This window comes from Streptomyces sp. NPDC056361, assembly GCF_042262805.1.
GTDB lineage: Bacteria > Actinomycetota > Actinomycetes > Streptomycetales > Streptomycetaceae > Streptomyces.
This window is the reverse complement of sequence record NZ_JBHJQI010000074.1, coordinates 25,616-39,843: the sequence shown is the minus strand read 5'-3', so window position 1 is coordinate 39,843 and position 14,228 is coordinate 25,616. Positions and strand designations below refer to the sequence as shown.

The following is a 14,228-nucleotide window of genomic DNA, read 5'->3' as shown; positions in this document are numbered from 1 at the left end:
CGGACCCCTCGCCGGGTCCGCGCGGCCCCTCGCAGACCGTGACCGGCGCGGCCGAGCCTGGCCAGGACCGGCGGTGAGCTGGCAGGATCGCCCCCATGTTCGCCTCGCTCTCCCGTGCCGCCCGCCGCCGCCTCCTGGCGGTCTCGGCCGCGCTGCTCGCGGTGTGCGGGGTGCTGGTGTGCTGGCTGGTCCCGTTCGGGTCGCCGACGCCGAGCGGCTCGGTCACGTTCAGTACGGGTGTGCCCACCGGCGTCTACCAGCAGTACGGGGAGCTGCTCAAGGGGGCCTTGGCCCAGGACCTGCCCGAGGTGTCGATACGGCTCACGGACAGCGAGGGATCCCAGCAGAACCTGGCCCGGGTGGCTTCGGGCGAGGCCGACTTCACGATCGCCACGGCCGACGCGGTCGCCCAGTACCAGCGGGAGCGCCGGCCCGGCTTCGAGCGGCTGCGCGGCTGCGCCCGGCTCTACGACGACTACGTGCAGCTCGTGGTGCCCAAGGACTCCCCCGTGCGGTCCGCACGGGACCTGAAGGGCCTCCGGGTCGGCGTCGGCCAGGACGGGTCCGGCGTGCGGCTGATCGCCGACCGGGTGCTCGCGGCGGCGGGCATCGCGCCGATCAGCGACATCGAGCCGGTCGCGGCGGGCATCAACACGATGCCCGACCTCCTGACGAAGGGGCGGCTCGACGCCTTCTTCTGGTCGGGCGGCCTGCCCACCGACGCCGTGCGGTCCCTGGCCGCCCGCTTCCAGATCCGGCTGGTCCCGCTGGACTCCCGCCTGGTGGACCGGCTGCACGACGTCGGCCCGTCGACCCGGCACTACCGGTCGGCGGTGATCCCGGCCGACGCGTACGCGAAGGCGCAGGACGGCCGGCCGATCGAGACGCTGGCCGTGGCGAACCTCCTGGTCACCACCGACAAGGCGGACGCGGACCTGGTCGAGGGCTTCACCCGTACGGTGATCCGGAGCCGTGACCGGATCGGCGCCCAGGTCCACCCCGCCCAGCTCGTGGACCTCCGCACCGCCGTGTACACCGAGCCGCTGACCCTCCACGAGGGCGCCCGCCGCTACTACCGCTCGGTGAAGCCCTGACCTTCCGGGGCGCCCCGGAGCGGCCTACGCCTCCCGGCCCCGGTCGGCGGGGGCGTGCCGGGGGACGGTGACCGTCACCCGGAGGCCGTGGGGCTCGTTCGGGGCGAAGGCGATGCCGCCGCCGCCCGCCGTGAGCAGGACGCGCGTGATGGAGAGGCCGAGTCCGGAGCCCTTGACGTTCTGGTGCCGGCCGGAGCGCCAGAAGCGGTCGCCGACCCGGGCCAGCTCGTCCTCGGTGAGGCCGGGGCCGCGGTCGGCGACGACGACGTCGACGCTCTCGCCGCCCGGGGACAAGGCGACGGAGACGGTGACCTCCTCGCCGGCGGGGGTGAACTTCAGGGCGTTGTCGATCACCGCGTCGAGGGCGCTGGACAGGGCGATGGGGTCGGCCCAGGCCGTGAGGGCCGCGCACTCGCCGGTGAGCAGGACGCCCTTGTCGTCGGCGACGGGCCGCCAGGACGCGACCCGCTCGTCGGTGAGCCCGCCGACGTCGGTGAGCCGCAGCTCGGCTTCGGCGTGCTCGGCGAGCGCCAGGTCGAGGAGGTCGTCGAGGACCTGGGCGAGGCGCTTGCCCTCGGTCCGCACGGACGCGATCTCCTCGTTGCCCTCGGGGAGTTCCAGGGCGAGCAGCTCGATGCGCAGGAGCAGTGCGGCCAGCGGGTTGCGCAGTTGGTGGGAGGCGTCGGCGACGAAGGCCCGCTGCTGTTCGAGTGCGTCCTCGACGTTGTCGGCCATTTCGTTGAACGAGCGGGCGAGGCGCCGCAGTTCGGGGGGTCCGCCGGCGGCGGCGACCCGGGAGTTCATCCGCCCGGTGGCGATGTCGTGGGTGACGGAGTCCAGCACGCGCACCGGCCGCAGCACCCAGCCGGTGAGCCGGAACGCGGCGCCGACGGCGAGCAGCATCGCGGCGGACTCCCCCGCGAAGATCACGAGCCAGCCGCGCAGGATGCGCATCCGGAGCTGCCCGGTGGGCGAGTCGGTGACGACGACGGCGACGACGTCGCCGTCCCGGACGACCGGGGAGGCGATGGTGAGCCGCGCGTGCCCCTGCCAGGGCCACACCTGCGGCGGGTCGTGGCTGCGCCGGCCGACGAGCGCCTCGTTGAAGGCGCGCCTTCCCTCCCCCACGTCCGGGACGGTCCAGTCCTCGGGCGCGGAGGCCATGGAGCGGTTGTCGCGGTAGAAGATCCCGGCCCGGATGCCGTACACGTCGTGGTAGCTGGCGAGTTCGCCACTGAGGGTGGTGCGCCGCTCGTCGGTGCCGGGGCTGCTCTCCCTGACGAACTGGGCGAGCGCGGCGAAGCGGGCCGCGTCGTCGAGCCGGTCGACGACGACCCGCTGCTGCTCGGAGGCGGCGAGGCTGGCGGCGAGCGGGAATCCGAGGGCGAGGAGCACTCCGGCCATCAGGATGATGAGGAGCGGGAGGAGTCGGGTGCGCACGGGTCGGGGGTCCGGGGGGTTACGCGGCGGGGGCGACGAGGCGGTAGCCGACGCCCCGCACGGTCTCGATCAGGGCGGGCATCCGCAGCTTGGAGCGCAGGGAGGCCACGTGCACCTCCAGGGTGCGGCCGGTCCCCTCCCAACTGGTGCGCCAGACCTCGCTGATGATCTGCTCGCGGCGGAAGACGACCCCGGGGCGCTGGGCGAGGAGGGCGAGCAGGTCGAACTCCTTGCGGGTGAGCGGGACGCTCTCGCCGTCGACGCTGACCCGGCGGGTGGGCAGTTCGATGGTGACGGGGCCGAGGCGCAGCTGCGTTCCGTCGGCGGCTCCGCCGCCTCCGGCCGTCTCCTCGGGACCCGCGTTGCGCCGGCTGACGGCGTGGATCCGGGCGAGGAGCTCGCCGGGGTCGTAGGGCTTGACGACGTAGTCGTCGGCGCCGAGGTTGAGCCCGTGGATCCGGGAGCGCACGTCGGCGCGCGCGGTGACCATGATCACCGGGGTGGTGGTGAGCTTCCGGATGCGGCCGCAGACCTGGTAGCCGTCCTGGTCGGGCAGGCCGAGGTCGAGCAGGATCACCCCGTACGAGGGGCGCTCGCCCTGTGCGGTGGGCAGGACGGCCTGCAGGGCCTCCTCGCCGTTGCGGGCGTGCGTGACCGTGAAGCCGTGCTTCGCGAGGATCGCGGAGAGGGCGGCGGCGACGTGGTCGTCGTCCTCGACGAGCAGCAGTCGCATGCGTACCTCCTCCGTGATGATCTGTTGATGGCGGCTCTCTGTGTACCAGGTGGTACCAGGGCATGAACACCGAACATGGGTGTCACCGTCAAGTGTCCCCCTGCGACGGCGGCGTTTCCGTTATGCAGCCGGTACGGCCCGGGGCACCGTGTTCACGTACGGTGCCCGGTCGCAGCCGGATCGTTATCCTCAATTTCCGCTCAGATGTGATGACGGTCGTCACATCGGGTCTCTAGTGTCCTCCCCAACCGAGGAGGACGGAGCAAGAGGCCGATGAGCGGAGAGTCAGTGTCCAAGGGTCCCGAGGACACCCCGCGCGCCGCGGACGACCTGGTCGTACTGTCCGACGTGAACAAGCACTTCGGCGCACTGCATGTCCTCCAGGACATCGATCTGACGATCGCGCGCGGCGAGGTCGTGGTCGTCATCGGGCCGTCCGGGTCCGGCAAGTCGACGCTGTGCCGCACGATCAACCGGCTGGAGAGCATCGACTCCGGCGCCATCACCATCGACGGCAAGGCGCTTCCGGCGGAGGGCAGGGAGCTCGCCCGCCTGCGCTCCGACGTCGGCATGGTCTTCCAGTCGTTCAACCTCTTCGCGCACAAGACGGTGCTCGAGAACGTGATGCTGGGCCAGATCAAGGTCCGCAGGACGGAGAAGAAGGCCGCCGAGGCCAAGGCCCGCGCCCTGCTCGACCGGGTCGGCGTCGGCACCCAGGCGGACAAGTACCCGGCGCAGCTCTCGGGTGGTCAGCAGCAGCGCGTGGCCATCGCCCGCGCCCTCGCGATGGACCCGAAGGTCATGCTCTTCGACGAGCCGACCTCCGCGCTCGACCCCGAGATGATCAACGAGGTGCTGGAGGTCATGCAGCAGCTGGCCAGGGACGGCATGACGATGGTGGTCGTCACGCACGAGATGGGCTTCGCGCGCTCGGCCGCCAACCGGGTCGTCTTCATGGCCGACGGGAAGATCGTCGAGCAGGCGACACCCGAGGAGTTCTTCAGCAACCCGCGCAGCGACCGGGCCAAGGACTTCCTCTCCAAGATCCTTCACCACTGAGCGAGTTCGGGCCTATCCTTCCCAACTCACTTCTAGACCAAGGGACATTCCTCGATGAAGCTTCGCCGCACCTCCGCCGCCGCCGCGGCCGCCGTCGTCCTCGCGCTGTCCGCCACCGCCTGTGGCGGCGGCTCCGACTCGGGCAGCAACGGTGACAAGATCACCGTCGGCATCAAGTTCGACCAGCCCGGCCTGGGCCTGAAGACCCCGGACGGCACGTACGCCGGCTTCGACGTCGACGTCGCCCGCTACGTCGCCAAGGAGCTCGGCTACGCCGAGGACAAGATCAACTTCAAGCAGGCGCCGAGCGCCGAGCGCGAGAACCTGATCAAGAACGGTGACGTCAAGTTCGTCGTCGCCAGCTACTCGATCAACGACAAGCGCAAGAAGGAGGTCGACTTCGCCGGTCCCTACTTCCTGGCCCACCAGGACCTGCTCGTGCGCGCCGACGACAGCTCGATCACCAAGGTCGACGACCTCAACTCCAAGAAGCTCTGCTCGGTCACCGGCTCGACCTCCGCGCAGAACGTCAAGGAGAAGCTCGCCCCGAAGGCCGACCTCCAGCAGCTCGGCGGCTACTCCGAGTGCCTGACCGGCCTGGAGAACAAGGCCGTCGACGCCCTGACCACCGACGACTCCATCCTCGCGGGCTACGCCTCGCAGAAGGAGCACCAGGGCAAGTTCAAGCTCGCCGGCCTCCGGATGAGCGACGAGAAGTACGGCATCGGCGTCAAGAAGGGCGACGACGAGCTGCGCGGCAAGATCAACAAGGCGCTGGAGAAGATGGTCTCCGACGGCACCTGGGAGAAGCTCGTCAAGCAGCACTTCGGCCCCTCCGGCTACAAGTACGAGCCCGCGCCGAAGGTCGAGAACTGACCTGACCCGCTCCGGCCGTGACGGCCGCCGCCCGCGAGGGGCGGCCGTCACACCGGCACCGGCCGCTGCCCACGCACCGGCCGTCCCACCGACCGACCACCAGGGGAGAGCGCGGGCATCGTGTTCGACTTTCTTGATTCCGGGCAGTACGACCTGCTCGGCGCCTTCTGGGTGACGGCGCAGCTCGCCCTCTACTCGGCGATCGGCTCGCTGGTCTGGGGCACGGCCCTGGTCTCCATGCGCGTCAGCCCGGTCCCGCTGATGCGCGCCTTCGGCACCGCGTACGTGAACATCGTCCGGAACACTCCGCTGACGGTGGTCCTCGTCGCCTGCCTCCTCGGCCTCAACCAGACCCTGCTCATCACGCTCGGCGCGGACCGCTCGGAGGACATCGGCTTCCGGCTCGCCGTCCTCGGCCTCATCGCGTACACCGGCACGTTCGTCTGCGAGGCGCTGCGCTCCGGCATCAACACCGTCCCGCCGGGCCAGGCCGAAGCCGCCCGCGCCCTCGGCCTGAGCTTCACCCAGGTGCTCACCCTGGTGGTCCTCCCGCAGGCCTTCCGGGCGGCCGTGACCCCCCTCGCCAACGTCCTGATCGCCCTCACCAAGAACACCACCGTGGCGGCCGCGATCGGCGCCGCAGACGCGGCGTTCCTGATGAAGGCGATGATCGAGAACGAGGCCGACGCGCTCTTCGCCGTCTTCGCGATCTTCGCCTTCGGCTTCATCGTCCTCACCCTCCCCACCGGCCTGATCCTGGGCTGGGCGGCCAAGCGACTGGCGGTGAAGCGATGAGCTCCGTCCTGTACGACACCCCCGGCCCGCGCGCCAAGCGGCGCAACGTCCTCTACACGGTCGTCTTCCTGGCGGTCCTCGCCGTGGCGGCCTGGTGGGTGCTCACCGCCCTGGCCGACAAACACCAGCTCGACGCGAACAAGTGGAGCCCGTTCGTCACCGACTCCAAGGTCTGGACGACGTACCTGCTGCCCGGCCTGACCGAGACCCTCAAGGCCGCCGCCCTCTCCATCGTGATCGCGCTGCCCCTCGGTGCCGCCCTCGGCATCGGCCGGCTCTCCGACCACCGCTGGGTGCGGGTGCCCGTCGGGGCGCTCGTGGAGTTCTTCCGCGCCATCCCGGTCCTGCTCCTGATGATGTTCGCCAACCAGGCCTACCGGGAGTTCACGACCGTCAGTTCCGACTTCCGCCCGCTGTACGCGGTCGTCACCGGCCTGGTGCTCTACAACGCCTCGGTGATCGCCGAGGTCGTCCGGGCCGGCGTCCTCTCGCTGCCCCGCGGCCAGGGCGACGCGGCCGTCGCGCTCGGCATGCGCAAGGGCCAGACCATGCTGTACGTCCTGCTCCCGCAGGCCGTGACCGTCATGCTGCCCGCCCTGGTCAGCCAGCTCGTCGTCATCGTCAAGGACACCGCGCTCGGCGGCGCCCTGCTCGGCTTCGCCGAGCTGCTCAGCCAGAACCGGCAGATCACCGCCAACTACGGTGCCAACACGATCGCCACGCTCACGGTCATCGCGCTCATCTACATCGGCATCAACTTCGCCCTCACCACCTTCGCGGGCCGCCTCGAACGGCGCCTGCGGCAGGGCCGGAAGTCCACCGCGGTGACCCTCCCGGCCCAGGCCGCGGCCGCCGAGGCGAAGACGAAGGCCGCCAGCGACGCCTGACTCCGATGGGGTCCCCGGGGCAACAGGGGTGGGCCGGAGCGGTACTGACTCGATGTCGACCGCACCGCGCCCACCCCGTCGCTTGACGCAAGCACCCTCAGTGGGTTGCATACGGTCTGTGATCAACCACCGGGCTCGTGCCACACTCGACTGTGCTGCCCCCATGACCGTCCGGCCTACAGGAGCCGCGCCGTGGACCCGGTGATCATCGTGGGCGCGGGGCCCGTCGGCCTCGCGCTCTCCCTCGCGCTCGCCGCCCAGGGCGTGCCCAGCATCGTCCTCGACGAGGGCTCCGGCAAGGACGAGCCACGCCCCGCCCGCAGCGTCCTGCTGCGCGCCGACATGGCCGCCATGGTCGAACGCCTGGGTTGCACCACCCTCCGTGACGAGGGGGTCCGCTGGGTCGGCTGGCGCAGCATGCGCCGCGGCCGGCTCGTCCGCCAGATCCCGCTCGACCTGGGACTCAGCGGTACGGAGGAATGGGCCGAGGACCCGGACGCGCCCGCCTCTCCGGCCGCCCCGCTGCACATCCCCCAGCACGCCCTCGCGCGCGGCCTGCGCGACGCCATCGGCCGCGAGCCCCTGGTCCGCCTCGTCACCGAGGCCCGGCTCGACACCATCGAGCAGGACCCCGACGGCGTCACCGCCCACACCCGCGGCCCCGAGGGCACCTGGTGGCGCGGCAGCCACCTCGTCGGCTGCGACGGGGCCCGGTCGACCGTGCGCAAGCTGCTCGGCATCCGCTTCCCGGGCCGCACGGCGGTGGAACGGCACGCGGTCGCCGCCCTGCGCACCGAACTCCCCTGGCCCGGCGAGGCCCTGATGCACCGCCAGCCGCCGTGGCGCGGAGCCCCCGACGAGATCACCGCCCGCCCGCTGCCCGACGGCGTGTGGCGGATCGACTGGCTGCTCCCGCCCCGCGGCGACCTGGTCACCCCGGACGCGCTGGTCGCCCGCATCCGCGAGACCCTCGCCGGCTGGTGCGACGGGGTGACACCCCCGTACGAACTCATCGACACCGGCGTCCACACCCTGCACCACCGGCTCGCCCGCCGCTGGCGGGTCGACCGGGTCCTGCTCGCCGGTGACGCCGCCCACCTGCTCGGCGCGGTCGGCACGCAGGGCCTCGACGAGGGGTTCCGCGACGTCGACAACCTCGCCTGGAAGCTCGCCCTCACCTGGCACCACGGCGCCTCGGACCGGCTCCTCGACAGCTACCAGAGCGAGCGGCGGACGGCCGTCGCCTCCCGGCTGCGCGCCGCGGACCAGTCGCTGCCCGCGCTCCGCGGCAGCGGCGGCCTGCGGACGTACCTCCCCGGCGGTACGCGCGGGCACGACGCCCTGCTGACCGAGGGGCACGTGGGGCGCGGCCCGCTCGGCGCGCCCCCCGCGTACCCGCACTCCCCCCTCGCACCCCCGCACTCCGACGGGCTGACGCCGGTCGGCACCCCGCCGGGCGCCCCGGTCGAGGACGTCCGCGTGACCGCCCCGGACGGCACGACCGTACGGCTCCGGGACCGGCTCGGTCAGGGCCGGCTCCTGGTCGTCCTCGTCGCACCCGGCACCGGGGTCTGGGACCGCCGCCACTGGCGGAGCGCGGGTGTCATGCCCCGGCTCGAAGAAGCGGCCGGCGCCCTGCCGGCGAAGGCCGAGGTCCTGGTGACGGAGGCCTACCCGGGCGCCCCGGCCCACGCCGTCCTGCTCGTCCGCCCCGACGGCCACCTCGCCGCCTCCTTCTCCGGGGTCCTCCCCGAGGAGCTGTACGCGGCGGCGGACGCGACCCGCGGCGGCTCCCCCACCGCCGCGCCCACCGAGGTGCCCGCCGCGGTCGCCGCCGCCGACGACCGCACGGCGGACATGCATTGATTCCCGCGGGCGCGCATGGTGTACTCCGGAACGTGACCGACACCTATGCGCGCCTGTGGCGGAGGGTCCACATGGACCTCGTCCGCTACGCGGGCTGCGTGTGTCGCCCCTCCTGCTGAACTCGCCTCCCTCCCCGCGCGCGCCCCGCCGCCGACGCCCACCAGGCCTGTCCGCGGTGCCGTGAGCCGTCGCGCGCCCTTCGCGAACCTCAGGACGGTCACCCGTGTCCCCACACGCCTCCGCACCCTCTCCCGCCACCACCGGCACCCCCGACTCCCCCGCCACCGCTGCCGCTGCCGCTGCCGCTGCCGCTGCTGGCTCAGCGGCCCCCGCCGGGCCTTCGGCGGCCGACCTGCTCGACTTCGTCCGCCGCACGGCCGCCGACCGGGAACTCGTCGACTCGCTGCCGCTGGACCCCGAGGGCCGCACCTGGGTGCGCCTCGACGGACCCGGCGGCAGTGAGGCCTGGCTCATCGGCTGGCCGCCCGGCACGGGCACCGGCTGGCACGACCACGCCGAATCGCTCGGCGCCTTCGCCACCGCGCGCGGCACGCTCACCGAGAACGCCCTCGCCGTCCGCCTCCCCGCGAGCGGCTGGAAGACCCTGGAACTGGCCGACGGCCTCGACCGCTCCCGCCGACTGGCGGAGGGCGGGGGCCGGGCCTTCGGCCGCCACCACGTCCACGAGGTGCTCAACGAGTCCCAGGACACCCACGCCGTCTCGGTGCACGCGTACTACCCGCCGCTCCCGCTGATCCGGCGGTTCAGCAGGACGGGCGCGGTACTCCGCCTCGAGCAGGTCGAGCGCCCGGAGGACTGGCAGTGAGCGACGAGACGGCGGTCGACCGAGCGGTGAACGAGCGACGAGCGGGGACGGCACACGTGGGCGACGGACGAGCGGGGACGGGAACGGGACACGTGGGCGGCGACGGACGAGCGGTCGACGGCCGCGTGGGCATCGACGAACTCCTGGAGCAGGTCAGGTCCGGCCTCGACCGGATCGAACCCCGCGACGCCTACCAGGCGTACGAGGCGGGCGACGCGCTCCTGGTCGACACGCGCTACTCGGCCCTGCGGGAACGCGACGGCCTGATCCCGGGCGCGCTGATCGTCGAGCGCAACGAACTGGAATGGCGGCTGGACCCCCTGGGCAGCCACCGCGCGGCGGAGGCGGACAGCCACGACCTCCGGGTGGTCGTCCTCTGCAACGAGGGCTACGCCTCCTCGCTCGCGGCCGAGTCCCTACGCCGCCTCGGCCTGCACCGGGCAACCGACCTCATCGGCGGCTTCCAAGCCTGGAAAGCCGCCGGCCTCCCCGTCCTCCTGCCGGCCACCCGCGCCTGACCACAGTCCGGCCGAGCCGCGGGCAGCCTCCGTCGGGCGTTTCAGCCCGACCGGACGTCGTGCCGTACACGACCGTCCCGACCATCCCGACCGCACCTGACCACAAGCCGACCCGCCACGGCCGTCCGGCGCCCGCCCCGGGCCGACGGGACTTGCCCGTCGCCTTCCCGGCCCCGGCGTCCGCCCCCGTGCCGGGCTCCCCCGCAGGCCCGGACGAGTCCTTCTGTCCCCCCGTGTCAGAAGGACTCGTCCAGCCCGTCCGTGTCCTCACCCTCGGCCTCCAGGGCCTGGCGGACGACGCGGAGGGCCATGCCCTCGGGATAGCCCTTGCGGGCGAGCATTCCGGCGAGTCGGCGCAGGCGCCGGTCACGGTCGAGGCCGCGGGTGGCGCGCAGCTTGCGGTCGACGAGCTCGCGCGCCGTGGCCTCTTCCTGCTCGGAGTCGAGCCGGCTCACCGCCTCCTGGATGAGGGTGGGCTCGACGCCCTTGGTGCGCAGCTCCCGGGCGAGGGCCCGGCGCGCGAGGCCCCGGCCGTGGTGCCGGGACTCCACCCACGCTCCCGCGAAGGCGGCGTCGTCGATCAGCCCGACGTCCTCGAAGCGGGAGAGGATCTCCTCCGCCACCTCGTCGGGGATCTCCCGCTTGCGCAGCGCGTCGGCGAGCTGCTTGCGCGTGCGGGGGGTCCCGGTGAGCAGGCGCAGGCAGATCGCGCGCGCCCGCTCAGCCGGATCCTGGGGTGACAGCTCCTTCTCGGCCCTCGACGAGTCGGGGCTGTCACCCGGCCATTCGGTGCGACCGGTCACCGGTTCAGCTCTTGACCGCGGTGGCCTTGGTCGCCTTCGCGGTCTTGCTCGCGGGTGCGGGGACGGTCTTGGCGTCGTCCGCACCGGCCGTGTCCGCGGCACCCGCCGCGTCCGCCGCCGCCTCGGTCTTCGCGGCGTCGGGCCGGACGCCGACGCCCAGCTTCTCCTTGATCTTCTTCTCGATCTCGTCGGCGAGGTCGGGGTTGTCCTTCAGGAAGTTGCGGGCGTTCTCCTTGCCCTGGCCGAGCTGGTCGCCCTCGTACGTGTACCAGGCACCGGCCTTGCGCACGAAGCCGTGCTCCACGCCCATGTCGATCAGGCCGCCCTCGCGGCTGATGCCCTGGCCGTAGAGGATGTCGAACTCGGCCTGCTTGAAGGGCGGCGCGACCTTGTTCTTGACGACCTTGACGCGGGTGCGGTTGCCGACCGCGTCCGTGCCGTCCTTGAGGGTCTCGATGCGGCGGATGTCGAGACGCACCGAGGCGTAGAACTTCAGCGCGCGGCCACCGGTCGTGGTCTCCGGCGAGCCGAACATGACGCCGATCTTCTCGCGGAGCTGGTTGATGAAGATCGCGGTGGTCTTGGACTGGTTGAGCGCGCTGGTGATCTTCCGGAGGGCCTGGCTCATCAGTCGGGCCTGCAGACCCACGTGCGAGTCGCCCATCTCGCCCTCGATCTCCGCACGCGGGACGAGCGCGGCGACGGAGTCGATGACGATCAGGTCGAGGGCGCCGGAGCGGACCAGCATGTCGACGATCTCGAGGGCCTGCTCGCCGTTGTCCGGCTGGGACAGGATGAGGTTGTCGATGTCGACGCCGAGCTTCTTGGCGTACTCGGGGTCGAGGGCGTGCTCGGCGTCCACGAAGGCGACCTGGCCGCCGGCCTTCTGCGCGTTGGCCACGGCGTGCAGGGTGAGGGTCGTCTTACCGGAGGACTCCGGGCCGTAGATCTCCACGACACGGCCGCGCGGCAGGCCGCCGACGCCGAGCGCGATGTCGAGCGCGGTCGATCCGGTGGAGATCACCTCGATCGGCTCCTGGGTACGGTCACCCATGCGCATCACGGCGCCCTTGCCGAATTGGCGTTCAATCTGTGCGAGCGCGGCGTCGAGCGCCTTCTCGCGGTCGGTTCCTGCCATGGGTTCCACCCGGTTTGCTTGAGTCGATCGCTTCATGTGAAAGACGCTAACCCCTGCCACTGACAATGGGCCCCGACGTCCCCTCCGACCTGTGGACAACTCGTCGACAACCCAGTGCTCCCAAGGGCCGGACTTCCATGAGAATGGATGTTCGATTTCAGTGTCAAGCGCGCCACGCACACCCCGGGCCCCGTGCGCGACCGCTGTCCCGCGTCAGCGAACCTTCACTGATTGCCGCCGGAGTTCGCCCACGCGTAGGTTCGCGCCATCGCAGGTTGAGCGGACACGAGCAAGGAGGATGAGTGGACGAGGAGGAGTGGCTGGCCCATCATGGCCTTCGGCCGGACGGGCGTGGCCTTGACGAGGTGCGCGCGCTTCTGGCCGAGCAGATCCGGCTCGAGCGCGAGAGCCAGGGGTACGGCAACACGATCCTGATGAAACTGTGCTGCGTCCAGTTGTTCCTCGCCGCCCTCCTCGATGACGTCCTCCTGATCTGGAGCGCCAAGACGGCCAGCTGGGACGCCGACCGCTCCATCGACATCGAGCTCCTCTGTGCCGGCGGGCTGGAACAGACCAAGACATACCTTTCAGGGCATTCTTCCCAGGAGAGCCAGGCGGCATTGAAGCGATTGCTGCACTGTGAGGGTGCCGGGTACTTCGACGAGTTCTCGCCGGCCGAGCAATCTGCTTCCTACCTCGCGTACTACTCGTGATCACAGGCAGTCGCATCCTGTGCTGTAAAGCAGCAGGAACACTCCCGTCGAGGCGGTCAGGGTGAAGACGGCCGTGGTCACGGCAGCGAGGCCCCGGCGGCGGCGCCCCTTCGTGGGATCGCGGAAGGTCCTCCAGGCGCCGTGGGCGAGGAAAAGACCGAACAGTCCGGCGCCCGCGACGGTCAAGCGCGGGCTGAAGGACCAGCTCAGGTGGGCGATCAGAACCAGGCAAGCGAGCAGAGCGCAGGCGAGCAGGGTGAGGACCACGTCCGCGACGGCCTCCCCGACCGTCTCCAGCAGGAACTCGCCGATGCCCTTCGCTGCCCGTCGGATTCCCACGGCGTTCCCCCGTCCTCACCCACCACATGGCCCGCCCAGGCCCCGGCACTGAGGACCCCTGCGGGGCCGGAATGGTTGCCAGGGCCGTGCCCGCCGACGTTCCCGCGGCCCGTCCGCGTCCTCCTCGCGCGGGGCGCCGAGCGACCTCAGCGAGCGGTGCCCGCCACCTCCGCGAGCCATTCCAGCGCCTCCGGTCCGCCGCTCCGGAGCACCGAGACGTGCCCGTCGGCCGGGCTCTGCCGCAGTTCCGCCGTGGGGCAGCGGCCGGCCACCCAGCGGGCGTGCGAGTCGGGCACGACGCGGTCCTCGCCGCCGTGCAGCAGGAGCACCGGCGCGGCGATCCGGGTGGGATCGAAGCCCCACGGAGCGACGTACGCCAGGTCGTCGTCGATCAGCCCGCCGGGACCCGACGCCATGGCCGGACCGACGACGTCGCCGAACCAGGACCACTCGCCGGCGAGCGCCTCGTGGTCGGCCGGGGTGAACATCTCCGGGTCGTACGCGGCGGTCGCCTCGTACGCCTCCTTCGCCGCCCGCCCTTCCGCCGCCGCGCGCAGGGCCGTCACGCCGGACTGCGTCATGCCCCCGAACCAGTCGAGCCCCTCGGCGCCGTACGGAGCCAGGCCGGACACGCCGACCACGCCGAGGACCCGCTCGGGCAGCAGGGCTCCGCACGCGAGCGCGTGCGGGCCGCCGCCGGAGTGCCCCATGACCGCGAACCGGTCGATGCCCAGCGCGTCGGCGACGGCCCGCACGTCGGCGGCGGCCGAGGCGACGTCCCGTCCCGGACGGGGGCTGGAACCGCCGTATCCGGGGCGGTCGTACGAGACCCAGCGGATCCCGTGCCGGGTGGCGGCGGGGAACAGGGGCTCGGGAGGGGAGCCGACGTTCGGTGTTCCGTGGTGCCAGAAGACGACGAGTCCGTCGCCCGAGCCGCCGTCCCCGGTGTCGTAGACGTGCAGCCCGCTCCCGTCGGCCAGTTCCACGTCGCTCTCGACCACGTCGTACTCGGCCATTCCGCCCCCGTCCCCTGGCGCCCGGCCGTACCCGGGCGTCGTCGCCACTCCGGCGCCACGACGCTACTGGCCTCCCTCCACACCGGCAACGACCGCCGCCCCCACACCCGACTCCCGTCCCTCGC

General features: G+C 72.1%; 16 protein-coding genes. 10 read left to right on the top strand and 6 right to left on the bottom strand.

The genetic code is table 11. From position 1 onward, the window contains the following. Positions 1–95 precede the first annotated feature (95 nt). Entirely contained in the window at positions 96–1,094 is a 999-nt protein-coding gene (locus ACFCY7_RS23705) for a TAXI family TRAP transporter solute-binding subunit (protein ID WP_376488037.1), read from the top strand. A gap of 24 nt (positions 1,095–1,118) precedes the next feature. On the opposite strand, the gene ACFCY7_RS23700 is transcribed toward ACFCY7_RS23705, so the two are convergent. Then, a complete protein-coding gene (locus ACFCY7_RS23700; protein WP_376488036.1) occupies positions 1,119–2,534 on the bottom strand; it encodes an ATP-binding protein in 1,416 nt (471 codons plus the stop codon). A 19-nt stretch (positions 2,535–2,553) separates the two neighbouring features. Beyond that, positions 2,554–3,267, bottom strand: a complete 714-nt coding sequence (locus ACFCY7_RS23695; protein ID WP_376488035.1) for a response regulator transcription factor — start codon at positions 3,265–3,267, stop codon at positions 2,554–2,556. Positions 3,268–3,540: 273 nt separating this feature from the next. Between ACFCY7_RS23695 and ACFCY7_RS23690 the strand changes: the two genes are divergently transcribed. From ACFCY7_RS23690 to ACFCY7_RS23655, 8 genes are all read left to right on the top strand, one after another. Continuing rightward, complete coding sequence (locus tag ACFCY7_RS23690) at positions 3,541–4,326, top strand: amino acid ABC transporter ATP-binding protein (RefSeq protein ID WP_376488034.1); 786 nt, start codon at positions 3,541–3,543, stop codon at positions 4,324–4,326. A 54-nt stretch (positions 4,327–4,380) separates the two neighbouring features. Next, positions 4,381–5,202, top strand: coding sequence for a glutamate ABC transporter substrate-binding protein (locus tag ACFCY7_RS23685; RefSeq protein WP_376488033.1), 822 nt, complete (start codon positions 4,381–4,383; stop codon positions 5,200–5,202). A 120-nt stretch (positions 5,203–5,322) separates the two neighbouring features. Further along, complete coding sequence (locus ACFCY7_RS23680; RefSeq protein WP_376488032.1) at positions 5,323–5,997, top strand: amino acid ABC transporter permease; 675 nt, start codon at positions 5,323–5,325, stop codon at positions 5,995–5,997. Next, the gene (locus tag ACFCY7_RS23675) at positions 5,994–6,884 is read left to right on the top strand and encodes an amino acid ABC transporter permease (protein ID WP_376488031.1); all 891 of its coding nucleotides are present in this window, start codon (positions 5,994–5,996) and stop codon (positions 6,882–6,884) included. The genes ACFCY7_RS23680 and ACFCY7_RS23675 overlap by 4 nt, the downstream gene beginning before the upstream one ends. Positions 6,885–7,076: 192 nt before the next feature. Further along, positions 7,077–8,750 (top strand): FAD-dependent monooxygenase, encoded by a 1,674-nt coding sequence (locus tag ACFCY7_RS23670; RefSeq protein WP_376488030.1) that lies wholly within the window; start codon positions 7,077–7,079, stop codon positions 8,748–8,750. 32 nt (positions 8,751–8,782) lie between these two features. Then, a complete protein-coding gene (locus tag ACFCY7_RS23665; protein WP_315986099.1) occupies positions 8,783–8,869 on the top strand; it encodes a putative leader peptide in 87 nt (28 codons plus the stop codon). 104 nt (positions 8,870–8,973) lie between these two features. Next, positions 8,974–9,576: a cysteine dioxygenase gene (locus tag ACFCY7_RS23660; RefSeq protein ID WP_376488029.1), complete on the top strand. Its 603-nt coding sequence runs from the start codon at positions 8,974–8,976 to the stop codon at positions 9,574–9,576. Positions 9,577–9,668: 92 nt separating this feature from the next. Further along, complete coding sequence (locus tag ACFCY7_RS23655) at positions 9,669–10,094, top strand: rhodanese-like domain-containing protein (protein WP_017237757.1); 426 nt, start codon at positions 9,669–9,671, stop codon at positions 10,092–10,094. A gap of 236 nt (positions 10,095–10,330) precedes the next feature. Here the strand turns inward: ACFCY7_RS23655 and recX are convergent, their stop codons facing one another. Both recX and recA read right to left on the bottom strand, forming a co-directional pair. Then, on the bottom strand, positions 10,331–10,897 hold the full coding sequence (gene recX, locus ACFCY7_RS23650) for a recombination regulator RecX (protein ID WP_376488028.1): 567 nt from the start codon (positions 10,895–10,897) through the stop codon (positions 10,331–10,333). 4 nt (positions 10,898–10,901) lie between these two features. Beyond that, positions 10,902–12,035, bottom strand: coding sequence for a recombinase RecA (gene recA / locus ACFCY7_RS23645; protein WP_376488027.1), 1,134 nt, complete (start codon positions 12,033–12,035; stop codon positions 10,902–10,904). Positions 12,036–12,337: 302 nt separating this feature from the next. Here recA and ACFCY7_RS23640 point away from each other — a divergent pair, with 302 nt between their 5' ends. Next, positions 12,338–12,748, top strand: a complete 411-nt coding sequence (locus tag ACFCY7_RS23640; protein ID WP_376488026.1) for a hypothetical protein — start codon at positions 12,338–12,340, stop codon at positions 12,746–12,748. Here ACFCY7_RS23640 and ACFCY7_RS23635 read toward each other — a convergent pair whose 3' ends face one another. After that, positions 12,749–13,087 (bottom strand): lysine transporter LysE, encoded by a 339-nt coding sequence (locus ACFCY7_RS23635; protein ID WP_376488025.1) that lies wholly within the window; start codon positions 13,085–13,087, stop codon positions 12,749–12,751. A 146-nt stretch (positions 13,088–13,233) separates the two neighbouring features. Further along, the gene (locus tag ACFCY7_RS23630; protein WP_376488024.1) at positions 13,234–14,103 is read right to left on the bottom strand and encodes an alpha/beta fold hydrolase; all 870 of its coding nucleotides are present in this window, start codon (positions 14,101–14,103) and stop codon (positions 13,234–13,236) included. Positions 14,104–14,228: the final 125 nt, after the last annotated feature.

Excerpts from the sequence above, each read along its gene's own strand:
- ACFCY7_RS23690 (WP_376488034.1), top strand. The coding sequence starts at position 3,541 with ATGAGCGGAGAGTCAGTGTCCAAGGGTCCCGAGGACACCCCGCGCGCC.
- ACFCY7_RS23685 (WP_376488033.1), top strand. The coding sequence starts at position 4,381 with ATGAAGCTTCGCCGCACCTCCGCCGCCGCCGCGGCCGCCGTCGTCCTC.
- ACFCY7_RS23695 (WP_376488035.1), bottom strand. The coding sequence starts at position 3,267 with ATGCGACTGCTGCTCGTCGAGGACGACGACCACGTCGCCGCCGCCCTC.
- ACFCY7_RS23705 (WP_376488037.1), top strand. The coding sequence starts at position 96 with ATGTTCGCCTCGCTCTCCCGTGCCGCCCGCCGCCGCCTCCTGGCGGTC.
- ACFCY7_RS23675 (WP_376488031.1), top strand. The coding sequence starts at position 5,994 with ATGAGCTCCGTCCTGTACGACACCCCCGGCCCGCGCGCCAAGCGGCGC.
- recA (WP_376488027.1), bottom strand. The coding sequence starts at position 12,035 with ATGGCAGGAACCGACCGCGAGAAGGCGCTCGACGCCGCGCTCGCACAG.
- ACFCY7_RS23630 (WP_376488024.1), bottom strand. The coding sequence starts at position 14,103 with ATGGCCGAGTACGACGTGGTCGAGAGCGACGTGGAACTGGCCGACGGG.